Origin of the sequence: Nocardia sp. NPDC050710, from assembly GCF_040654375.1 — a bacterium.
Lineage (GTDB): Bacteria > Actinomycetota > Actinomycetes > Mycobacteriales > Mycobacteriaceae > Nocardia.
This window is the reverse complement of the sequence record NZ_JBFAHV010000019.1, coordinates 43,387-61,038: the sequence shown is the minus strand read 5'-3', so window position 1 is coordinate 61,038 and position 17,652 is coordinate 43,387. Positions and strand designations below refer to the sequence as shown.

16 protein-coding genes are annotated in these 17,652 nt (G+C 68.8%); 10 read left to right on the top strand and 6 right to left on the bottom strand.

The features are described 5' to 3' along the window. Positions 1 to 139 precede the first annotated feature (139 nt). Positions 140 to 433, top strand: a complete 294-nt coding sequence (locus AB0H61_RS27190) for a chorismate mutase (protein ID WP_357309882.1) — start codon at positions 140 to 142, stop codon at positions 431 to 433. Positions 434 to 558: 125 nt separating this feature from the next. Here AB0H61_RS27190 and AB0H61_RS27185 read toward each other — a convergent pair whose 3' ends face one another. Continuing rightward, on the bottom strand, positions 559 to 2,013 hold the full coding sequence (locus tag AB0H61_RS27185) for an NAD-dependent succinate-semialdehyde dehydrogenase (RefSeq protein WP_357309880.1): 1,455 nt from the start codon (positions 2,011 to 2,013) through the stop codon (positions 559 to 561). Positions 2,014 to 2,136: 123 nt separating this feature from the next. On the opposite strand from AB0H61_RS27185, the gene pgi reads away from it, so the two are divergent. Continuing rightward, a complete protein-coding gene (gene pgi, locus AB0H61_RS27180; protein ID WP_357309879.1) occupies positions 2,137 to 3,774 on the top strand; it encodes a glucose-6-phosphate isomerase in 1,638 nt (545 codons plus the stop codon). A 47-nt stretch (positions 3,775 to 3,821) separates the two neighbouring features. Here the strand turns inward: pgi and AB0H61_RS27175 are convergent, their stop codons facing one another. Then, positions 3,822 to 4,739 carry a LysR family transcriptional regulator gene (locus AB0H61_RS27175; protein ID WP_357309876.1) on the bottom strand — a complete coding sequence of 306 codons (918 nt, stop codon included), beginning with the start codon at positions 4,737 to 4,739 and terminating at the stop codon, positions 3,822 to 3,824. A gap of 72 nt (positions 4,740 to 4,811) precedes the next feature. Between AB0H61_RS27175 and AB0H61_RS27170 the strand changes: the two genes are divergently transcribed. After that, positions 4,812 to 5,213 (top strand): nuclear transport factor 2 family protein, encoded by a 402-nt coding sequence (locus AB0H61_RS27170; RefSeq protein ID WP_357309874.1) that lies wholly within the window; start codon positions 4,812 to 4,814, stop codon positions 5,211 to 5,213. A gap of 20 nt (positions 5,214 to 5,233) precedes the next feature. On the opposite strand, the gene AB0H61_RS27165 is transcribed toward AB0H61_RS27170, so the two are convergent. Both AB0H61_RS27165 and AB0H61_RS27160 read right to left on the bottom strand, forming a co-directional pair. After that, positions 5,234 to 6,856, bottom strand: coding sequence for an acyl-CoA dehydrogenase family protein (locus tag AB0H61_RS27165; protein ID WP_357309871.1), 1,623 nt, complete (start codon positions 6,854 to 6,856; stop codon positions 5,234 to 5,236). Further along, complete coding sequence (locus AB0H61_RS27160; RefSeq protein ID WP_357309869.1) at positions 6,843 to 7,481, bottom strand: TetR/AcrR family transcriptional regulator; 639 nt, start codon at positions 7,479 to 7,481, stop codon at positions 6,843 to 6,845. The genes AB0H61_RS27165 and AB0H61_RS27160 overlap by 14 nt, the downstream gene beginning before the upstream one ends. A 205-nt stretch (positions 7,482 to 7,686) precedes the next feature. Between AB0H61_RS27160 and AB0H61_RS27155 the strand changes: the two genes are divergently transcribed. Then, positions 7,687 to 8,451, top strand: a complete 765-nt coding sequence (locus AB0H61_RS27155; protein ID WP_357309866.1) for a crotonase/enoyl-CoA hydratase family protein — start codon at positions 7,687 to 7,689, stop codon at positions 8,449 to 8,451. Between the two features lie 5 nt (positions 8,452 to 8,456). After that, positions 8,457 to 9,854 (top strand): hypothetical protein, encoded by a 1,398-nt coding sequence (locus AB0H61_RS27150; RefSeq protein ID WP_357309863.1) that lies wholly within the window; start codon positions 8,457 to 8,459, stop codon positions 9,852 to 9,854. Positions 9,855 to 10,566: 712 nt separating this feature from the next. On the opposite strand, the gene AB0H61_RS27145 is transcribed toward AB0H61_RS27150, so the two are convergent. Continuing rightward, a complete protein-coding gene (locus tag AB0H61_RS27145; protein WP_357309861.1) occupies positions 10,567 to 11,304 on the bottom strand; it encodes a TetR/AcrR family transcriptional regulator in 738 nt (245 codons plus the stop codon). Positions 11,305 to 11,362: 58 nt separating this feature from the next. On the opposite strand from AB0H61_RS27145, the gene AB0H61_RS27140 reads away from it, so the two are divergent. Beyond that, complete coding sequence (locus AB0H61_RS27140; protein WP_357309858.1) at positions 11,363 to 12,094, top strand: DUF4386 family protein; 732 nt, start codon at positions 11,363 to 11,365, stop codon at positions 12,092 to 12,094. A gap of 130 nt (positions 12,095 to 12,224) precedes the next feature. Here the strand turns inward: AB0H61_RS27140 and AB0H61_RS27135 are convergent, their stop codons facing one another. Beyond that, positions 12,225 to 12,902, bottom strand: coding sequence for a pyridoxamine 5'-phosphate oxidase family protein (locus AB0H61_RS27135; RefSeq protein ID WP_357309855.1), 678 nt, complete (start codon positions 12,900 to 12,902; stop codon positions 12,225 to 12,227). 87 nt (positions 12,903 to 12,989) lie between these two features. Between AB0H61_RS27135 and AB0H61_RS27130 the strand changes: the two genes are divergently transcribed. The 4 genes from AB0H61_RS27130 to AB0H61_RS27115 are packed head-to-tail and all read left to right on the top strand — an operon-like array spanning position 12,990 to position 17,639. Then, positions 12,990 to 14,387, top strand: coding sequence for a PLP-dependent aminotransferase family protein (locus AB0H61_RS27130; protein WP_357309853.1), 1,398 nt, complete (start codon positions 12,990 to 12,992; stop codon positions 14,385 to 14,387). Positions 14,388 to 14,429: 42 nt separating this feature from the next. Continuing rightward, positions 14,430 to 14,675, top strand: a complete 246-nt coding sequence (locus tag AB0H61_RS27125; RefSeq protein WP_357309850.1) for a DUF2630 family protein — start codon at positions 14,430 to 14,432, stop codon at positions 14,673 to 14,675. Beyond that, positions 14,672 to 16,114, top strand: coding sequence for an NAD(P)/FAD-dependent oxidoreductase (locus AB0H61_RS27120; protein WP_357309847.1), 1,443 nt, complete (start codon positions 14,672 to 14,674; stop codon positions 16,112 to 16,114). Before AB0H61_RS27125 ends, AB0H61_RS27120 begins: the two co-directional genes overlap by 4 nt. A gap of 13 nt (positions 16,115 to 16,127) precedes the next feature. After that, positions 16,128 to 17,639, top strand: coding sequence for a carboxylesterase/lipase family protein (locus tag AB0H61_RS27115; protein WP_357309844.1), 1,512 nt, complete (start codon positions 16,128 to 16,130; stop codon positions 17,637 to 17,639). The last annotated feature ends 13 nt before the right edge of the window (positions 17,640 to 17,652 follow it).

Here is a 17,652-nt window from a genome sequence, read left to right as displayed (position 1 = left end):
GGTCGCGGCCCTATAGCTGAGCGCACTTCCCGGGGGGATGATGGGAAGGCCCCACTAGGTCTGTTTCACGGTGAAAGAACCGGACGGTAACGAGCGACGCTCACCACCCGATCCATGTTCTGACACGAGGAGATGAATGATGAGCACCCCTGCCACGACGACCGGGTCCGATTCGGCGTTGCCGCAGACCGAGGCGGAGATCGACAAGCTCCGCAAGGAGATCGACACGCTCGACGCCGAGATCCTCGCCGCCGTCAAGCGGCGCACCGAGATCTCGCGCATCATCGGTCGGACCCGAATGGCGTCTGGCGGCCCGCGCCTGGTGCACAGCCGCGAAATGAAGGTGCTGGAGCGCTTCAGCGAACTCGGCCAGGAGGGCCACACCCTCGCCATGCTGCTACTGCGCCTCGGTCGCGGCCGCCTCGGCCACTGACCGAATCCGGCCGACGCTCGGTCCTGTCATGTTCGACGACCTCGCCTAGAGCCTTGCGGTGATCGCGAGACCACCGCTCCCAAAGGCCGCCCCGGGTGTTCGCGCCCCGGGGCGGTCGTTTCGTCTCAGGTCAGGGCGATGTACTTGGTGGACAGATACTCTTCGATCCCTTCGATACCGCCCTCGCGGCCGAAGCCGGAGGCCTTGACACCACCGAAAGGCGCTGCCGGATCGGAGATCACGCCGCGGTTGACGCCGACCATGCCGGATTCCAGCCCTTCGGCGATCCGCAGCGCCCGGTCCAGATCCCGCGTGTAGACATAGCTGACCAGGCCGAATTCGGTGTCGTTGGCGGCGGCCAACCCCTCGGCCTCGGTCTCGAAACCGACGATGGGCGCGACCGGGCCGAACACCTCCTCGCGCAGGATGCGCGCATGCCGCGGCACCTCGCTCAGCACGGTGGCCGGGTAGAACCAGCCGGGACCGCCGGGGGCCTTGCCGCCGAGCCGGACGCGCGCGCCCGCCGCGACCGCGTCGTCGACCAGTTCGCCGACCGTATTCAGCTGATCCTCGTTGATCAGCGGGCCGAGCGTGGTGCCCGGATCGGTGCCGGGACCCAATGTGACCGTGCTCGACATGGCGTCCACCAGCTTGGTGGTGAATTCCTCCAGTACACCGCTCTGCACATGGAAACGGTTGGCCGCGGTGCACGCCTCGCCGCCGTTGCGCAGCTTCGCCTGCATCGCGCCCTGCACCGCCGCGTCGATATCGGCGTCGTCGAAGACCACGAACGGAGCATTGCCGCCGAGTTCCATAGAGGTCCGCAGCAAACCGTGCGCGGCGGCCTCGACGAGCTTCTTGCCGACCTCGGTGGATCCGGTGAAGGTGAGTTTGCGCAGCCGCGGATCGTTCAGCAGCGGGCCCGTCACGGGTCCGGAGCGACTCGTGGTGATCACCGAAAGCACCCCGTCCGGCAATCCCGCCTCGCTGCACAGCCGCGCGAGCAGCAACATGGTCAACGGCGTCTCGGAAGCGGGCTTGACGATCATCGTGCACCCTGCCGCCAGCGCCGGCCCGATCTTGCGGGTGCCCATGGCCAGCGGGAAATTCCACGGCGTGATCGCCAGACACGGCCCGACCGGCTGCTTGTGCACCATGATCCGCCCGGTGCCGGACGGCGCGTGTAGATAGCGCCCGTGTACGCGCACGGCCTCCTCGCTGAACCAGCGGAAGAATTCGGCGCCGTAGCGCACCTCGTTGCGGCTCTCGGGCAACGCCTTGCCCATTTCCAAGCTCATCAGCAGCGCGAATTCCTCGGCACGCGCGTTGATCCGCTCGAAGACCTCCCGCAGGATCTCGCCGCGCGCCCGCCCCGAGGTCGCCGCCCACTCGGCCTGTACCGCGACCGCCGCGTCGAGCGCGCGCACCGCATCCTCCGGGGTGGCATCGGCGACCTGGGTCAATACCTCCCCGTTCGCGGGGTTGTACACGGGAAAGGTGCCGCCGCCGGTCGCGTCGACGGGTCCACCGATCCAGAGTTTCGCCGGTACGGATTGCAGAAGTTCGCTCTCGGACACCATGACGCCAGACTAATCTTGTGCGGCTCGGCGCAGTCGGTCTTCGGCTCGGCGCGGGAGCACACCGAGCCGACTCGCAGGGACTTCCCGTGCGTGCGCTCGGACCTGCTTGTACCCTCGGCGAACGTGAGCAGCGACATCACCGCGACGGCGGCCTGGCGGAAACTGCACGATCACTTCGGCGATATCTCCGAGCGACACCTCAGAGACTTCTTCGCCGACGATCCCGCGCGGGGTCGTGAGCTGACCGTCCAGGTGGGCGAGCTGCACATCGACTACAGCAAGCACCGGGTGACCAGGGAAACCCTGCACCTGCTCATCGAATTGGCGCGCGAGGCCCGGGTCGCCGAGCGACGCGACGCGATGTTCGCGGGCGCGCACATCAATACCTCGGAGAACCGCGCGGTCGGGCATGTCGCGCTGCGGTTGCCCGCGGGCGAGGCGATGGAGATCGACGGCGCCGACGCGGGCGCCGAGGTGCACGAAGTCCTACGCCGGATGGGCGAATTCACCGATGCGCTACGGTCCGGCGCCTGGCGCGGCGCCACCGGCGAACGCATCGCTACCGTGGTCAATATCGGTATCGGCGGGTCGGATCTCGGGCCGGTCATGGTGCATCAGGCGCTGCGGCACTACGCCGACGCCGGAATCGGCGCGCGATTCGTCTCGAATGTCGACCCCGCCGACCTGATCGCCACCCTCGACGGCCTCGACCCGGCGACCACCCTGTTCATCGTTGCGTCCAAGACATTTTCGACGCTGGAGACGCTGACCAATGCCACCGCCGCCCGCCGCTGGCTGGTGGCCGCGCTCGGCGAGGAGGCGGTCGCCAAACACTTCGTCGCGGTCTCCACCAATGCCGAACGGGTCGCCGAATTCGGCATCGATACCGCCGCCATGTTCGGGTTCTGGGATTGGGTCGGCGGACGCTACTCGGTGGACTCCGCCATCGGCCTCTCGGTCATGGCGACCATCGGCAAGGAGCGCTTCGCCGAGTTCTTGGCCGGAATGCATACCGTCGATACGCATTTCGCGACCGCGCCGCTGGAATCGAACGCGCCGGTGCTGCTCGGCCTGCTCGGGGTCTGGTACTCGAACTTCTTCGGGGCGGAGTCCCGGGCGGTGCTGCCCTATTCGAACGATCTGGCCCGCTTCCCCGCCTATCTGCAACAGCTCACGATGGAGTCGAACGGTAAGTCGGTGCGCGCCGACGGCACCCCGGTCACCACCTCCACCGGCGAGATCTTCTGGGGTGAGCCGGGCACCAACGGCCAGCACGCCTTCTATCAACTGCTGCACCAGGGCACCCGGCTGATCCCCGCCGATTTCATCGGATTCGCCCGTCCCACCTTCGATCTGCCGACTCGCGACGGCACCGGCAGCATGCACGACATCCTGATGAGCAATCTGTTCGCGCAGACCAAGGTGCTGGCCTTCGGCAAGACCGCCACGGAGATCGCCGCCGAGGGCACCGACCCGAAGGTGGTGCCGCACAAGGTGATGCCGGGTAACCGCCCCAGCACCACCATCCTGGCCCCACAGCTCACCCCGTCGGTGGTGGGCCAGCTCATCGCCCTCTACGAGCACCAGGTCTTCGTGGAGGGCACGCTCTGGGGCATCGACAGCTTCGACCAGTGGGGTGTGGAACTCGGCAAGCAACAGGCGCTGGCCCTCGCACCGCTGCTCACCGCATCGGAGGATCCTGCTCCCCAGGATGATTCATCCACCGATACCCTAATCCGCTGGTACCGCACCAACCGCTGAAGAGTTTCGCCCTGGATCCCGACGGCCGGATTCACCCCGCGCCTCGGCTAGCGCAGGCGCTGTCTGACCTGGGCGTTCAGCTCGGCGGCGGCGTCGCGAAGTGCTTCGGTGTACGCACGGCGCAACGGGTCGGCGCGGTGCGTCGAGGGATAGATGACCGACGTGGGCCGGATCGCATCCTCGTGGTCGATGCGGACCAGTGCGATGGTCGGCGGTAGCGCCGGCACCGCGATGCCGGGGACGACAGTGCTGCCGAGGCCCGCGGCGACCAGTCCGATCTTGGCGAACCAGTCGCGGGCGACGAAGGCGATATCGGGCCGGCGGGTCCGGTCGTACCAGGGGCCGAGCAGAGTGGTCCCGGATTCGGCGCTGCCCGCGATCCAACGTTCCTCGCGCAACATGGCGGGGGTGGCGCCGGACTGTCCGGCCAGCGGATGGGCGGGACCCACCGCGACGAGCAACGGATCATCCAGAAGTGGTTCCACCACCACGCCTTCGGGTATCTCACCCGGGTCGGTGACAACAGCCAGATCCAGCCTGCCGCGGGCCACGGCGGCGGCCAGCCGCGGGCTCGGCCCCTCCCGCAACGGTATCCGCGCCCGCGGTTGCCTGGCCGTGGTCGCGGCGATGGCCGCAGGCACCAGCGCGGCCATCGCGGTGGAGAACGCGCCGACCCGCAGCCTGGCCGGTGCGTGGGCGGTCAGGTCGCGGAGATTGTGGCGGGCCGCCTCGAGTTCGCCGAGTACCGCATCGGCGTGCCGGATGAGCACCCGACCCGCATCGGTGAGTTGTACTCCGCGCGCATGTCTTTCGAATAGCGGCCGACCCGAGGCCTGTTCCATCAGCGCGATCTGTCTGGACACCGCCGACTGGGTGTAGCCGAGGTGCTCGGCGGCGGTGGAGAAGGAGCCGCACGCTGCGGCGGCACGGACCACGCGCAGGCCGGTCACGGTGAACTCGGTCATGCGAAACAATCATGCCAACTATGCGAGATCATCGCTTGTCGCATACCTCGGGGCTACCTACCGTTACCTGTCATGGATACCGCCGAGAACAAGAAGCTGATCCAGGATGTCTTCGAACAGATGGCCCGCGGAAATACCCGCGCCATGGCCGAGGCGATGCACGAAAACTGTTCGTGGCACTTTCCGGGGAACTGGTCGTGGTCCGGTTCCTGGAAGTCGAAAGACGTGGTGCTGGAGCATTTGCTGCGACCGCTGATGGCGCAGTTCAGCACCTACCGCAGCACCGCGGAACTGGTGCTGGCGGAGGGCGATCGCGTCGTCGTGCGGGCGCGCGGATCCGGCACCACCACTCGCGGCGATGCCTATCCCCAAACCTATTGCTACATCTTCCGTATCGGGGACGGAAAGATCACCGAGGTGATCGAATACTGCGATACCGCGCTGGTCGAACGGGTACTGGTCCGGCCCGCCTGAGCGGCGAGCCGGAGTACCGCTCAGGAAACGAAGGCGCGTTCCACGATGGCGCCGGTGTCCACCCCGGTCGGCAAGGTGCCGAAGGCGATGCCCCAGTCGTCGCCGAGGCGGGTGGCGCAGAAGGCGTCCGCCACAGCCGAGTGGCCGTGCCTGACCAGCTGCGCGCCCTGGAGGACCAGCGCCATGAGTTCGACGATGCGGCGGGCGCGGTACTCGATATCGCTGAGGTCGGACAGTTCCTTGCCGACCCGCGCGATCGCATCGTCCAGGCGCGGGTTCTCGCCTTTGGCGAGGGAGACCTCGTTGAAGAACGCCTCCACCGTCTCCGGCTGACGGCCCATGGCGCGCAAGGCATCCAGGGCCGCGACATTGCCGGAGCCCTCCCAGATGGACATGAGCGGCGCCTCCCGGTAGAGCCGCGGCATGCCCGACTCCTCGGCATATCCGTTGCCGCCGAAGCATTCCAGCGCCTCCGCGGCATGCGACGGCGCTCGCTTGCAGACCCAGTACTTGGTGATCGCCAACGCGATTCGGCGCAGCGCCGCCTCCGCGGGATCGCTCGTCGCCCGATCGGTGGCGCCGGCCAACCGCATCATCACGGTGGTCGCGGCGTCGGATTCGATCACCAGGTCGGCCAGCACATTGCGCATGGCGGGCTGATCGATCAGCTTGGCGCCGAACGCCTCCCGATGCCGGGCATGATGCACCGCGAATACCGCACCGACCCGCATCCCGGTCGCCGAGCCGATCACGCAGTCCAGCCGGGTCATATTCACCATCTCGATGATGGTCTTGACGCCGGCGCCCTCGCCACCGACCAGCCAGCCGGTGGCGTTCTCGTATTCGATCTCGGAGGAGGCGTTGGACTTGTTGCCCAGCTTGTCCTTGAGCCGTTGGATCCGGATCGGGTTGCGGGTGTCGTCCGGCAGTACCCGGGGCAGCAGGAAGCAGGACAACCCGCCGGGTGCCTGCGCGAGGGTCAGGAACATATCCGACATGGGCGCGGAGGTGAACCACTTGTGCCCGACGATCCGGTAGCTGCCATCCGGTAGCGGGGTCGCGGTGGTGGTGTTGGCGCGGACGTCGGAGCCGCCCTGCTTCTCCGTCATCGACATACCCGCGATGAGACCGGCCTTGGTGGACGGCTCCCGCAGGCCGAAATCATAGATCCGGCTGCCGAGCAGCGGCTCGTACGCCGCCGCCAGCTGCGCGTTGTGCCGCAGCGCGGGCACCACCGCGTAGGTCATCGAGATCGGGCACATATGGCCCGCTTCGGCCGCACCCCAGGTGTAGAACTTGGCCGCACGGGCCACGTGGGTGCCGGGCCGGTCGTCCAACCACGGTGAGCCGTGCAGGCCGTGTGCGACCGCGACCCGCATCAGATCGTGCCAGTGCGGGTGGAATTCGACCTCGTCGATGCGGTTGCCGTACCGGTCGTGGGTGCGCAGCACCGGTGGGTATTCGTTGGCCAGCCGACCCCACTCCTGCGCCTCGGAACCGCCTGCCAGCGTGCCGAGTTCGCGCACCTCCGCCTCCGCCCACCCGGCGCCCTCGCGGTGCAGACCCTCGATCAGGGCCGGATTGCGCGAGAGATCGAACGGGACGATATTCGGAACCTGGTTGAGGACTTTATGCGTCTGCATCGGGCACTCCTGTTTCCTGCGGTACGGCGCCGTCGCGCGCGCCCAGCGCACGAATGGCGAACGAGACTAGTTCGGGGACAACGGATTCACCGTGTGGCGCGGCGGCGAGCGGACCGACGAGCACCTCGCCGATCGCGCCTACCAATGCCGCGGCGCTTATTCGCGCGTCCTGGGGAGGCAGTTCACCGCGCGCGACACCGTCGGCGACGGCCGATTCGAAAGCCTCGGCGAAGGCGTGCCGGAAGTGCAGGCGCTCGGTGTCGACCGCCGGATCCACCGGTTCGGCGAGCAGCACGTAGGCGAGTTTCGGATTCTTCATCGCCCGGCTCGCGAAGGTCTCCACGGCCGCGGTGACCCGCTCCACCGCGCTGCCCGTGGCGGCGGCGGCCGAGACCGCGGCGACCTCGCGGGCCACCACCTTCCGGAAGACGGCCGTGATCAGTTCGGCCTTGCCGTCGTAGTGCTTATAGACCGTTCCGGTCGCCACCCCGGCTTCATTCGCGACCGCCGCCATCGATAGCCCGGCGAAGCCCGCACCCGACAGCACCCGGGTCGCGGCCTGCACGATCAGTGCGGCCTGCGCATCCAGTCGGGCCTGGACGGCCGGGGTTCTCCGGTAGACCATGCAAGAAGTGAATCACGAATTCACTTCTTCACACAAGGGACAATACGTCGTATGGTCGAGGCGGTGAACGAGCGCGGCCCGCGCGCCGCGGAGCCCGGCGCCGACGGGCCGGAACCGCTGCGACGAGGCTCGGTCATCGGCGAATACACGAAGGTCGGCGTGCCACATACGCTCGCCGCAGCCCAGCATCAACGAGGGAGCAGGCATGAGTGTCCGAGTCGAGAAGTCCGGTCCAGTCACGACGGTGATCCTGCACCGCCCGCAGGCCCGGAACGCGGTCGACGGACCTACCGCCCAGGCCCTGGCCGACGCGTTCCGTGACTTCGACGCCGATCCGACCGCGGCGGTCGCGGTGCTCTGGGGCGACGGCGGCACCTTCTGCGCGGGCGCCGACCTCAAAGCGCTCGGCACCGAGCGCTCGAACCGGGCCGCCGAGGACGGGGACGGCCCGATGGGGCCGACCAGGATGCGGCTGTCCAAGCCGGTGATCGCGGCGGTTTCCGGGTACGCGGTGGCAGGCGGGCTGGAGCTGGCGCTCTGGTGCGATATGCGAGTTGCCGAGCAGGACAGCGCCTTCGGTGTGTTCTGCCGACGTTGGGGGGTGCCGCTCATCGACGGCGGCACGGTCCGGCTGCCCCGCATCATCGGCCACGGCCGCGCCATGGACCTGATACTCACCGGCCGTGCCGTCAGCGCACCGGAGGCACTTCAGATCGGACTGGTGAATCGCGTGGTGGCGACCGGTGATTCGCGCCGCGCCGCCGAGGAACTCGCGGCCCAGCTCGCCGCGCTCCCGCAGACCTGTCTGCGCTCGGACCGCATGTCCATGCTGGAGCAGGACGGCCTGGACGAAGTGGCGGCCATGGACAACGAATTCCGGCACGGCCTGCGCGCGCTCGCCGATGGCGCACTGGAGGGCGCCCAGCGCTTCGCGGCGGGCGCGGGCCGACACGGCGCACCGCACAACTGAACTCGATGAGCGATACCGGCGCCTCACCCCGGCCACGGTGCGACGACCGGCTCGGCGTCGTCGACGAGATCTTCCTGCGCACGCACCGCGGCCTCGGCACTCCGATCGCTCTCCAGGGCCTGTGGCGCACCGCCGACCGCGTCGACCCCGCCCTGCTGGCCGCGGTGCACACCGCATTACGCGGCGGACCGTTGGGGCGCAGGGTGATTCGCCCGCGCGTACCCGGCGCTCGCCGCCGCTGGCAGCCGACGGTACGCGCCTATCCGCTCACTTACCCGAACCGGCCGATCCCCACCGATTCGCTCCTCGAATGGGCCGACGCCCAAGGCCACGACCTCGATCCCGAATTCGGCCCGGGCTGGCGCCTGGCCGCGACCGCACTCGACGACGGCGGTTCGGTCGTCGCCCTGACCTGCTCCCATGCCCTCGCCGACGGACGCGCCCTGGTCATCGCGGTGGACCGAGCACTCGCGACAAAGGTCACGATGGTCGAGCCGGACCGAAGCATCGGATTCGCCGAGGAGAGCTCGAAGTACCGATGGTCGTCGCATTCCGTCGCGCCCGTATCGGATTGGGCAGACGCCCGACGCCAATGGTCAATCGTGCTGCGCGGCACGGTCCGCGCATTACGCAGCGGCATCCCTCGGGTTCGGACGCCGGTCCGAAGGCGGCACGAGCACGATGACACCGATCGCCGGACGCACGGCGATATTCCGGACCGCGGGGCTCCGGACGCGGACCGGGTGCGTACCGGTGCGCCTGGGATCAGCGGCGTCGTCGTGCAATGCCGCGCCGCCGATTGGGATCGGGTTGCCGAGTCGGGGGGCGGGACCGCCAATAGCCTCTTCATCTGGTTGGTCGCGAACATTGTGTGGGCCAGTGGCTTTCCAGGCCCGTCGCTGGATGCAAGCATTCCGGTCGACACTCGCGACGAACCCCGGGTCGATAATGATCTCGCCATGACCGAGATCGCGGTGACCCGTGCCGATACCCCCGCCACGATCCGTGACAAGGCCCGGGCCGCTTACGAATACCGCATGTCGACTCCCGGCGGCATGCCCGAGGAATTGCTCCAGGTCATCCCGGACCGGTGGGCCTACGCGCTCTCCAAGGGCGCGGGTGAACGAGACATATTGTGCTCCAATATCGGTCCGCTGCCCGATTCCCTGCGCACCCTCGGCCCGCACCCGTGCGTCGGTGTCGCCGCCCGCGCCATCCACCCCGGACTCATCCCCGATCGACTCCCCCGCACCCGGCTCTCCGGATACCTGTGCCGCAGTGCCACCGACTACGTTCTGTCGCTGGTCAGTACGGACCCCACCCGCATCCCCACCGCCGCGGTCCTCCGCGACCTCGTCGGCACCGTCACCGCACCGCTGCCGCTCGCCACCACCCCGTGGTGAACCGAACGCCGCCCACGACGGTACCGGTCAGCCGGTGCCGGAGAATTTGCGCCTACGGCGTAGCTGTTCATCGCTGCCCACCGGCGAGGTGCTGTTCACCGCCTATTTCGACAAATTTGCGGTAGACCTGCCCAACGACCTGCTCAGCGTCTTGGAGAAGGGTTTCACCATCATCCCCGGATCCCCGGATGGATGCGCGCATGGCGTGCGGACATGCGGTTGGGCCGAGGCCGTGGCGAACGCGTGGTGTACGAGCTGGGCACGGCCTCGGACGCACGGGTGCCGAGATCGGTTCCCGCAGAATGTCCTCGGCCGAGCCGCCGAACCACTCATCGAGGGCCCCGGTGATGGAGAACCCTTCGTCCGGGCTTCCACCACCGGAACAACCTCCTGATGAATGGGACGAAATGAGCAGCATCAATAAGCTCCCGAGCGCCCCCCGCGGGCTGGCACGGCGTATGCACTACTGGACTGCCGAGGTCGCGGCCCTGGACGCGCTCGTCGACGCGCTGGCCCCGTGGGAAGTGGTCCAGCAGGCCGCCCACACGGCGGTTGTGCCGCTTTCAGCAGTGGTCGCGACATGGACGGGGTGGAAGGTCGTGCGCGCAGCCGCTCCCCGGCTATGGGAGGTGCTTCGGCGGCTGGGCGAATACTGCGGCTTCCACATCGACGTGCGGGTCGGCATCGGCTTCAGGCTCGGTCGGCGATACGACTACGCCGCACCTTCGTCCGACCCGAACTTCGCGGGGCGGCCTGACTTTTCCGGAAGTCCGTCGAGTAGTGCGCGCAGTCCCCATGCGAACTGATCCGCCGAGATCCATTGCGCCATCACGTCCGTACTCGATCGCGTATGGGGCCAACGGTCGCCGTCGATGGTGTCGAGGGCGGTGCGGCGCAGTGTGATTCGTTCGGATTCCGGTGATAGCGGTGGCTTTCCGTCGGTCTCGGCGACCTCGAGGGCGACCGATCCGATGGTCTGGACCATGATCGCGTAGGCGGCCCGCGCGCCATCGGCGGCGGATAGTCCGCCACGGGCCAGGCAGTCGAGTAGGGCTTCGCCGAGGTCGCGCGCCGCGACGCCGTCCATCGGAGCGCTCATCAGCAGGGTTGCCACCGCCGGATGCTCGAGCAGCAGGGTGCGCAGCTCGAGCGCGAATTCGATAATGGCCGTCCGCCATTCCGGATCCGGGTCGGTCAGCCGAGCGAGTTGCGCCGCGCCGAGGACGCGTTCGACGACCGCGCGTTCCAGATCCGCTCGACTGGCCACATAGGTGTAGATCGCATTCGGGTTGACGCCGAGGCGGGTGGCCACCGATCGGATCGAGACCGCGGCTACGCCGCCCTCGTCCAGCAGTGCGAGTGCGGCATCCACGATCTGCGTTTCGGTGAAGGCGCGCCGATTCGGTCGGATACGTCGCTGCTCGTCAGGTGTTGACTTCGTCCCGGACACGCGCTTGACTGTACCCCGTACAGCTGCCTGTACCCCGTACAGCCAGAACGGAGTCATCATGTCCACCAGACCTTGGTCCACGATCGCCCTGCTCGTCGCGGCCCCGATCACCCTCAATCTCGCGTTCGCCGGGCTCGGATCGGCCTTCGACTACCCCGATATCCTGCACAAACCCGGCGCGGAGGTACTCGAACTGTTCCGCGCCGATCAGGACACCATCGCCCTCTGGTTCGGCGTGCTCGCCGTCGCGGCCCTCGCCATGGCGCCGCTATCGATTCTGGTGGGCCGGTTGCACCGGTCGGCGACGATGCGCGTCGCGGTCTACCTCGGCATGGCGGCCGCGGTGGTACAGGCCGTCGGCCTACTGCGCTGGCCCCTATTGGTGCCGACGCTTGCGGCCCGGGCCGCGACCGAGGGGCCCGAATCAGGCGCCGTACACACCTTCGAACTACTGAGCACGATCCTGGGCACCACACTCGGCGAGACATGCGGATATGCGCTGACCGCCGCCTGGACCGCATGCACCGTTACCGCGTTGCGCGCCCGCCTACCTCGGTGGTTTACCGTCCTCGGGTATGCCTCAGCGCTGTTGATCGCCACCGGAGTGCCGGTCCCCCTGGGCATTTCAGCGCTCGCGACCACCAATTTCATCGGGTACGTATTGTGGAGTGGCTGGCTGCTCGCGTTCGCCACCCTGCTCGTGGTCGACCCTCCGGCATCCGAATCACAGGGCCGCGGAACCATATTCGGGCCGGAACAGTCTGCACCAGCCACCGCCACCCCGGCATAGATCTCACCGCGATTCGGCGATCCGCGATCGAGCGCCGCACTCGTCGGCACCCCACCGATCCGCTACCGCGCACGGCGCACACCCGGGACCAACGCTCGCGAGATGAGCGTGGCCCGGGTCGTGGCCGCGTCTACGCCGTATTCAATGTGGTGGCAACCCGATCGAGAACATCGCGCGGCACCTCGACACCCGCCTCGAGATCAGCCGAGGAAATCGGCGCCTCCCACATCTGACGCACGGGCAGCACACCCGCCCACACGCCGCCGGTCTCGATATCGCCGGAATCGTCCCTGGGCCCGCCGGCCCGCACCTTCACCGAGGCCTCGGTGAGATCGAGCGCCAGCACCATGGTGGCTGCCAGTTCTTTCTTGCTCGGCGGACGCACCCGATCCCAGGCGCCCGGCGCGGAGTGCTCGACGATCACCCGCAGCGCGTGCATCCGCTCGTCGGCGTCGGACAGTTCGACGGCACGGCCTCGCACCACGGCCGAGCGGTAGTTCATCGAAAAGTGCATGGCGGACCGGGCATAGACCAGGCCGTCGACCAGGGTGACCGCGACCGAAATATCGCCCGCCAACGCCGCGCGCAGATTTCCAGCGCCGGAGGAACCGTGCAGGAACAGCGTGTCGCCGTCGCGGCCGTACACGGTCGGCACCACGACCGGGGTGCCGTCGAGTACCACGCCCAGATGGCACACCAGTCCGGCGTCGAGGACCGCGTCCAGCTCCGCCCGGTCGGTGCGGGCGCGGCCCTTCTCCCGGGTCGGGGTGCTGCGCGGGGTCGGCGAGAGAGGCATCCGATTGCTCATGTGACCAGCATCGGAGATAAAGTGGCCTGTCAAAATAGCCAATCCGAGCAAATTCTCGCAGTCCAATTTCGAATGAGGGAGGCAGCGGTGCTCGACGAACTTCCGCTGGTCCTGGACCGCTCGGCGAGCGAACCACTGTCGGTGCAGGTGGCCGATGGGCTGCGGGCCGCCGCGACCACCGGACTGCTCCGCGCTGAGGACCGGTTGCCGTCCTCGCGAGCCTTGGCGCAGCGGCTCGGCGTCAGCCGCACCGTGGTCGCCGCCGCCTACGACCAGCTACATGCCGAGGGTTGGATCACCGGCAGACGCGGATCCGGGACCTACCTGACCACCGCACCTGTCGCGACTCCCGCCCGGCCCGCGGTCGTCGCGGGCGCGGGCGCGGGTCCGGATCTGCTCGACCTGTTGCCGGGCGCACCGTGCACCGAGGCCATCGACCGGCCCGCATGGCGCAGGGCCTGGCGCGCCGCCGCGGACCAGTCGCCCGTGGTGCGCAAGGACCGCGCGGGTGAGCCGGAGTTCCGCGCCGTCGTCGCCGAACATCTGCTGCGGCACCGCGGTGTGGGCGCGGGTAGCGATACCGCCGTCCTCTGCACCGCCGGAACCAGTTCCGCGGTAGGCGAACTCGCGGCCGCACTGCTGCGCCCCGGTGACGCCGTCGCCATGGAGGACCCCGGCTACCAGCGCGCCGCCGGCGCCTTCCTGGCCGCGGGCGTTCGAGTGCGTCCGGTGCCGGTCGACGCCGACGGGCTGCGGGTCGATCTGCTCCCGCCCGATGTCAAGGCGGTGTATTGCACACCGGCTCACCAGTTTCCGCTCGGCGCGAGAATGCCCGCGTCCCGCCGCGTGCAGCTCGTCGAATTCGCCAGGCATGCGCGCATTCCCATTATCGAAGACGACTATGACGGCGAATTGCGCTACGACACAGCACCTTTACCGCTGCTGGCGGCCATGGCGCCGGATGTGGTCGTCCATCTCGGCACCACGAGCAAGATCCTGTCCCCCGTACTCGGCGTCGGCTGGATGGTCGCCGCTCCCGACATCGCCGCGGCCGTCATGGCCCACCGCGATCGGACAGGCACCGGCCCGAGCCCGACGGGCCAGCGGGTGCTCGTCGAATTCGCCCGCCACGGCGACCTGTCCCGGCACCTGCGCCGCCTGCGCCGCCTACTCCCGCCGCGCCGGGAACTGCTCGTCACCGAATTGCGCCGCCGGGGCCTCGCCGTGGTCGGTGATGACGCGGGTTCGCACGTCGTGGTGCCGTTGGCCTCGGCCGCGGCCGAGGAGCGCGTGATCGCCGTGGGCCGAGCCCGCGGCGTCGAACTGGACGGATTGTCCAGGCACCATTTGTGGTCCCAGCGCGACCCACTCGGCCGGTGTCCCGCCCCGCACACCTTCGGCATCGCCCTGGGATATACCGCCCTCGGCTGGCCGGATCTGACCACCGCGGTCCCGCTGGCCGCCGAATGCCTCGCCGGGGCGTGATCGAGAACTGACGGGTTGCCGCCCGGCCGTAGCATGGTCCCCATGACCGAACAGGACATCCTGGCGCGCATCAAGCAACTGGTCGACGACGAACACAGGCTGCGTTCCAAGGCCACTGCCGGTGAGGTCGACCCGGTGACCGAGCGGCAGCGGCTGGCCGAACTCGAGGTCATGCTCGATCAGTGCTGGGACCTACTGCGGCAGCGGCGAGCCCGGATCGACGCCGGTTCCTCCCCGGAAGACGCACAGGTCAATTCCGCTCGCCAGGTCGAGGGCTACCTGCAGTGAGTTCCTCGGTTCAGACCGCCGAATTCGATGTGATCGTGATCGGCGGTGGACCCGCCGGTGAGAATGCCGCCGCCTACGCCATCGCGGGCAGCAAGCGCACCGCCGCGATCGTGGAACGCGAACTGGTGGGCGGTGAGTGTTCCTATTGGGCGTGTATGCCCAGTAAGGCCCTGCTGCGCCCCGGTCACCTGCTGTCCGCTGCCCGCAATATGCCCGGGATCAGTGCCGACGGGCTCGACGTCGACGCGGTATTGCGCCGCCGCGACGCGTTCGTGCACAACCACGACGACAGCTCGCAGGTCGCGTGGGCCCGCGACAGCCGCATCGAGGTGATCCGGGGTGCCGGGCGGCTCGCGGGCGAACGGCTCGTCGAGGTGAACGGCCGCACCCTGCGGGCCCGCCACGCGGTAGTGCTCGCCACCGGAACCCACGCGAATATCCCGGACACCCCCGGCCTGCGGGAGGCGCTGCCGTGGACCTCGCGGGACGCCACGAATCTGCACGAAGTGCCCGACCGGGTGGTCGTCGTCGGCGGCGGTGTGGTCGCATGCGAGGCCGCGACCTGGCTGGCCACACTCGGTGCGCGGGTGACCGTGCTGGTGCGCGGGCAGGCGCTGCTCGGCAATGCCGAGCCGTTCGCCCGCGAACGCGTCACCGCCGGGCTGACCGCGGCGGGTGTGCGCATCCTTTTCGGCACCGAGCCCGTCCGGGTCGAGCGGCCCGCGGCGAAGGACACCGGGGAGGGTCGCATCCACGGTGGTCCGGTCACCATCGAAGTGCGCGGCGGACCCGAGGATTCCGTTCTCGAGGCCGATGAGATCGTGGTCGCCGCCGGTCGCCGACCGGCCACGGCGGATCTGGGTCTCGGCGAGGTCGGCCTGCCCGACGGATATGTCGAAGTCGACGACTCGCTCACGGCGCGCGGTGTGGACGGCGACTGGCTGTACGCGGTGGGCGATGTGAATCACCGGGTGGCGCTGACACATATGGGCAAATATCAGGCCAGGGTGTGCGGTGATGTCATCGCCGCCCGAGCCGAGGGACGGCCGCTGACCGACCTCCGGTTCGCCGCGACCGCCGATCATGAGCAGGTCCCGCAGGTGGTGTTCACCTCACCCGAGGTCGCCGCGGTAGGACTCACCGAGGCGGCGGCACGGCGAGCCGGATATTCCGTCGATACCGTGGAACTCGATATCGCGGTCGCCGGTTCGTCACTGGCGCGCGACGACTACGCCGGACGCGCCAAGGTGGTCATCGACACCGACACCGACACATTGCTCGGCGCGACCTTCGTCGGACCCGAGGTCGGTGATCAGTTGCACGCGGCGACCATCGCGGTGGTCGGCAAGATACCGCTGGCCACCCTGTGGCACGCTGTGCCCGCCTATCCGACGATCAGCGAGTTCTGGTTACGTCTATTGGAGGCGCGGCGCGCGTAAGTACCATCGATTGATGGTGGCATCGACCGACATCACGACCGCCGACGGAGTTGTCCGCGGTCACCGGGGCGGCCGCGTAGTGCGCTGGCGTTCGCTTCCCTACGCCGCTCCGCCCGTCGGCGACTTGCGGTTTCGGGCGCCGCGGCCGGTGCGTCCGTGGAGCGGTGTGCGGGAGGCCACGGCCTTCGGATTCGCCTCGGAGCAGCATCGCGCGGGCGCGCGGATCGGGCCGCGGCAATACCAGCCGACCAGCGAAGACTCGCTGACACTGAATGTCACTGCGCCAGTGGAGTTCTCCACCACGCCACGGCCGGTGCTGGTCTTCATCCACGGTGGCGGATACCTGATGGGCACCTCCGCGCTGCGGCTGTACTCCGGGTCGCGGCTGGCGCTGCGCGGCGACGCGATCGTCGTCTCGCTGAACTACCGGCTCGGAGCCTTCGGCTATGTCGATTTCAGCGAGTTCGGCACCCCCGATCGGCCTTTCGAATCGAATCTCGGGCTGCGCGACCAGGTCGCCGCGCTGCAATGGGTGCAGCGCAATATCGCGGCCTTCGGTGGCGATCCCGGCAATGTCACCGTCTTCGGTGAGTCCGCGGGCGCGCACGCGGTGCTGTCCCTACTGGCCACGCCCGCCGCCGCGGGGCTGTTCCATCGCGGGATCGCGCAGAGCGCACCCGCCGACTGGGCCATGACCGCCGAGGACGCCCGCGCCTTCGCCCGCCGCTGCCTCGACGCCTTGGGAGCCGAACCCGGCGACGCCGCACGCGCACTGACCGACAGCTCCGCGAACGATATTCGCAAGGCGGTGGACCGCACCATCGGCGCCGTCCTGCGCGAACGACCCGGACTCTTCCCCGCCTGTCCGGTCGTCGACGGCGACTATCTACCGCAGGCCCCGATCGACGCGATCACCGATGGCACCGCCCACCGCGTCCCGCTGATCATCGGCACCTGCCGGGACGAGGGCACGCTGTTCGCGAAATTCGCCGACAAGCTCCCGACCCGGCCGGAACGCTTGCACGCCGCCCTCGCGGACTTCGGTGCGGACGTCGAATCCCGTGTCGTCGCATCGTATCCCGGCTATCCGAGGCCGAAGGCGGCGATCCGCGCCGGCGGCGACTATGTCTTCTGGCGTCCGTCCGTCACCGCGATGGAGGGCCACAGCAGGTACGCGCCCACCTACGCCTACCGTTACGACTTCGCCCCGCGCGGACTCCGGCTCGCCGGGATCGGCGCCACCCACGCCACCGACCTGATCCCCGTCTTCGGCGCCGCCGACTCACCCTTCGGCCGCACGCTGACCGCCGCGGGCGGACGCCGCGGACTCCTCGCCGTCACCCGCCTGTTCCAGGACAACTGGCTGGAATTCGCCCGCGCCGGAACACCACTGCCCTCCTGGCCCGCCTACACCGAGGAGCGACGCACCACCCTCGTCATCGACGAGCCCGTCCGGGTGGAGAACGACCCCGACCGCGTCAAACGCCTCGCCTGGCAGGGCATCCGCGTCCCCACCCTCACCTGATCGGCCCGACGTA

Bases quoted from the DNA above. Each gene is read 5' to 3' on its own strand.
- AB0H61_RS27190 (WP_357309882.1), top strand. From the start codon at position 140: ATGAGCACCCCTGCCACGACGACCGGGTCCGATTCGGCGTTGCCGCAG.
- AB0H61_RS27185 (WP_357309880.1), bottom strand. From the start codon at position 2,013: ATGGTGTCCGAGAGCGAACTTCTGCAATCCGTACCGGCGAAACTCTGG.
- AB0H61_RS27175 (WP_357309876.1), bottom strand. From the start codon at position 4,739: ATGACCGAGTTCACCGTGACCGGCCTGCGCGTGGTCCGTGCCGCCGCA.
- AB0H61_RS27170 (WP_357309874.1), top strand. From the start codon at position 4,812: ATGGATACCGCCGAGAACAAGAAGCTGATCCAGGATGTCTTCGAACAG.
- AB0H61_RS27165 (WP_357309871.1), bottom strand. From the start codon at position 6,856: ATGCAGACGCATAAAGTCCTCAACCAGGTTCCGAATATCGTCCCGTTC.
- AB0H61_RS27160 (WP_357309869.1), bottom strand. From the start codon at position 7,481: ATGGTCTACCGGAGAACCCCGGCCGTCCAGGCCCGACTGGATGCGCAG.
- AB0H61_RS27155 (WP_357309866.1), top strand. From the start codon at position 7,687: ATGAGTGTCCGAGTCGAGAAGTCCGGTCCAGTCACGACGGTGATCCTG.
- AB0H61_RS27150 (WP_357309863.1), top strand. From the start codon at position 8,457: ATGAGCGATACCGGCGCCTCACCCCGGCCACGGTGCGACGACCGGCTC.
- AB0H61_RS27140 (WP_357309858.1), top strand. From the start codon at position 11,363: ATGTCCACCAGACCTTGGTCCACGATCGCCCTGCTCGTCGCGGCCCCG.
- AB0H61_RS27135 (WP_357309855.1), bottom strand. From the start codon at position 12,902: ATGAGCAATCGGATGCCTCTCTCGCCGACCCCGCGCAGCACCCCGACC.
- AB0H61_RS27125 (WP_357309850.1), top strand. From the start codon at position 14,430: ATGACCGAACAGGACATCCTGGCGCGCATCAAGCAACTGGTCGACGAC.
- AB0H61_RS27115 (WP_357309844.1), top strand. From the start codon at position 16,128: ATGGTGGCATCGACCGACATCACGACCGCCGACGGAGTTGTCCGCGGT.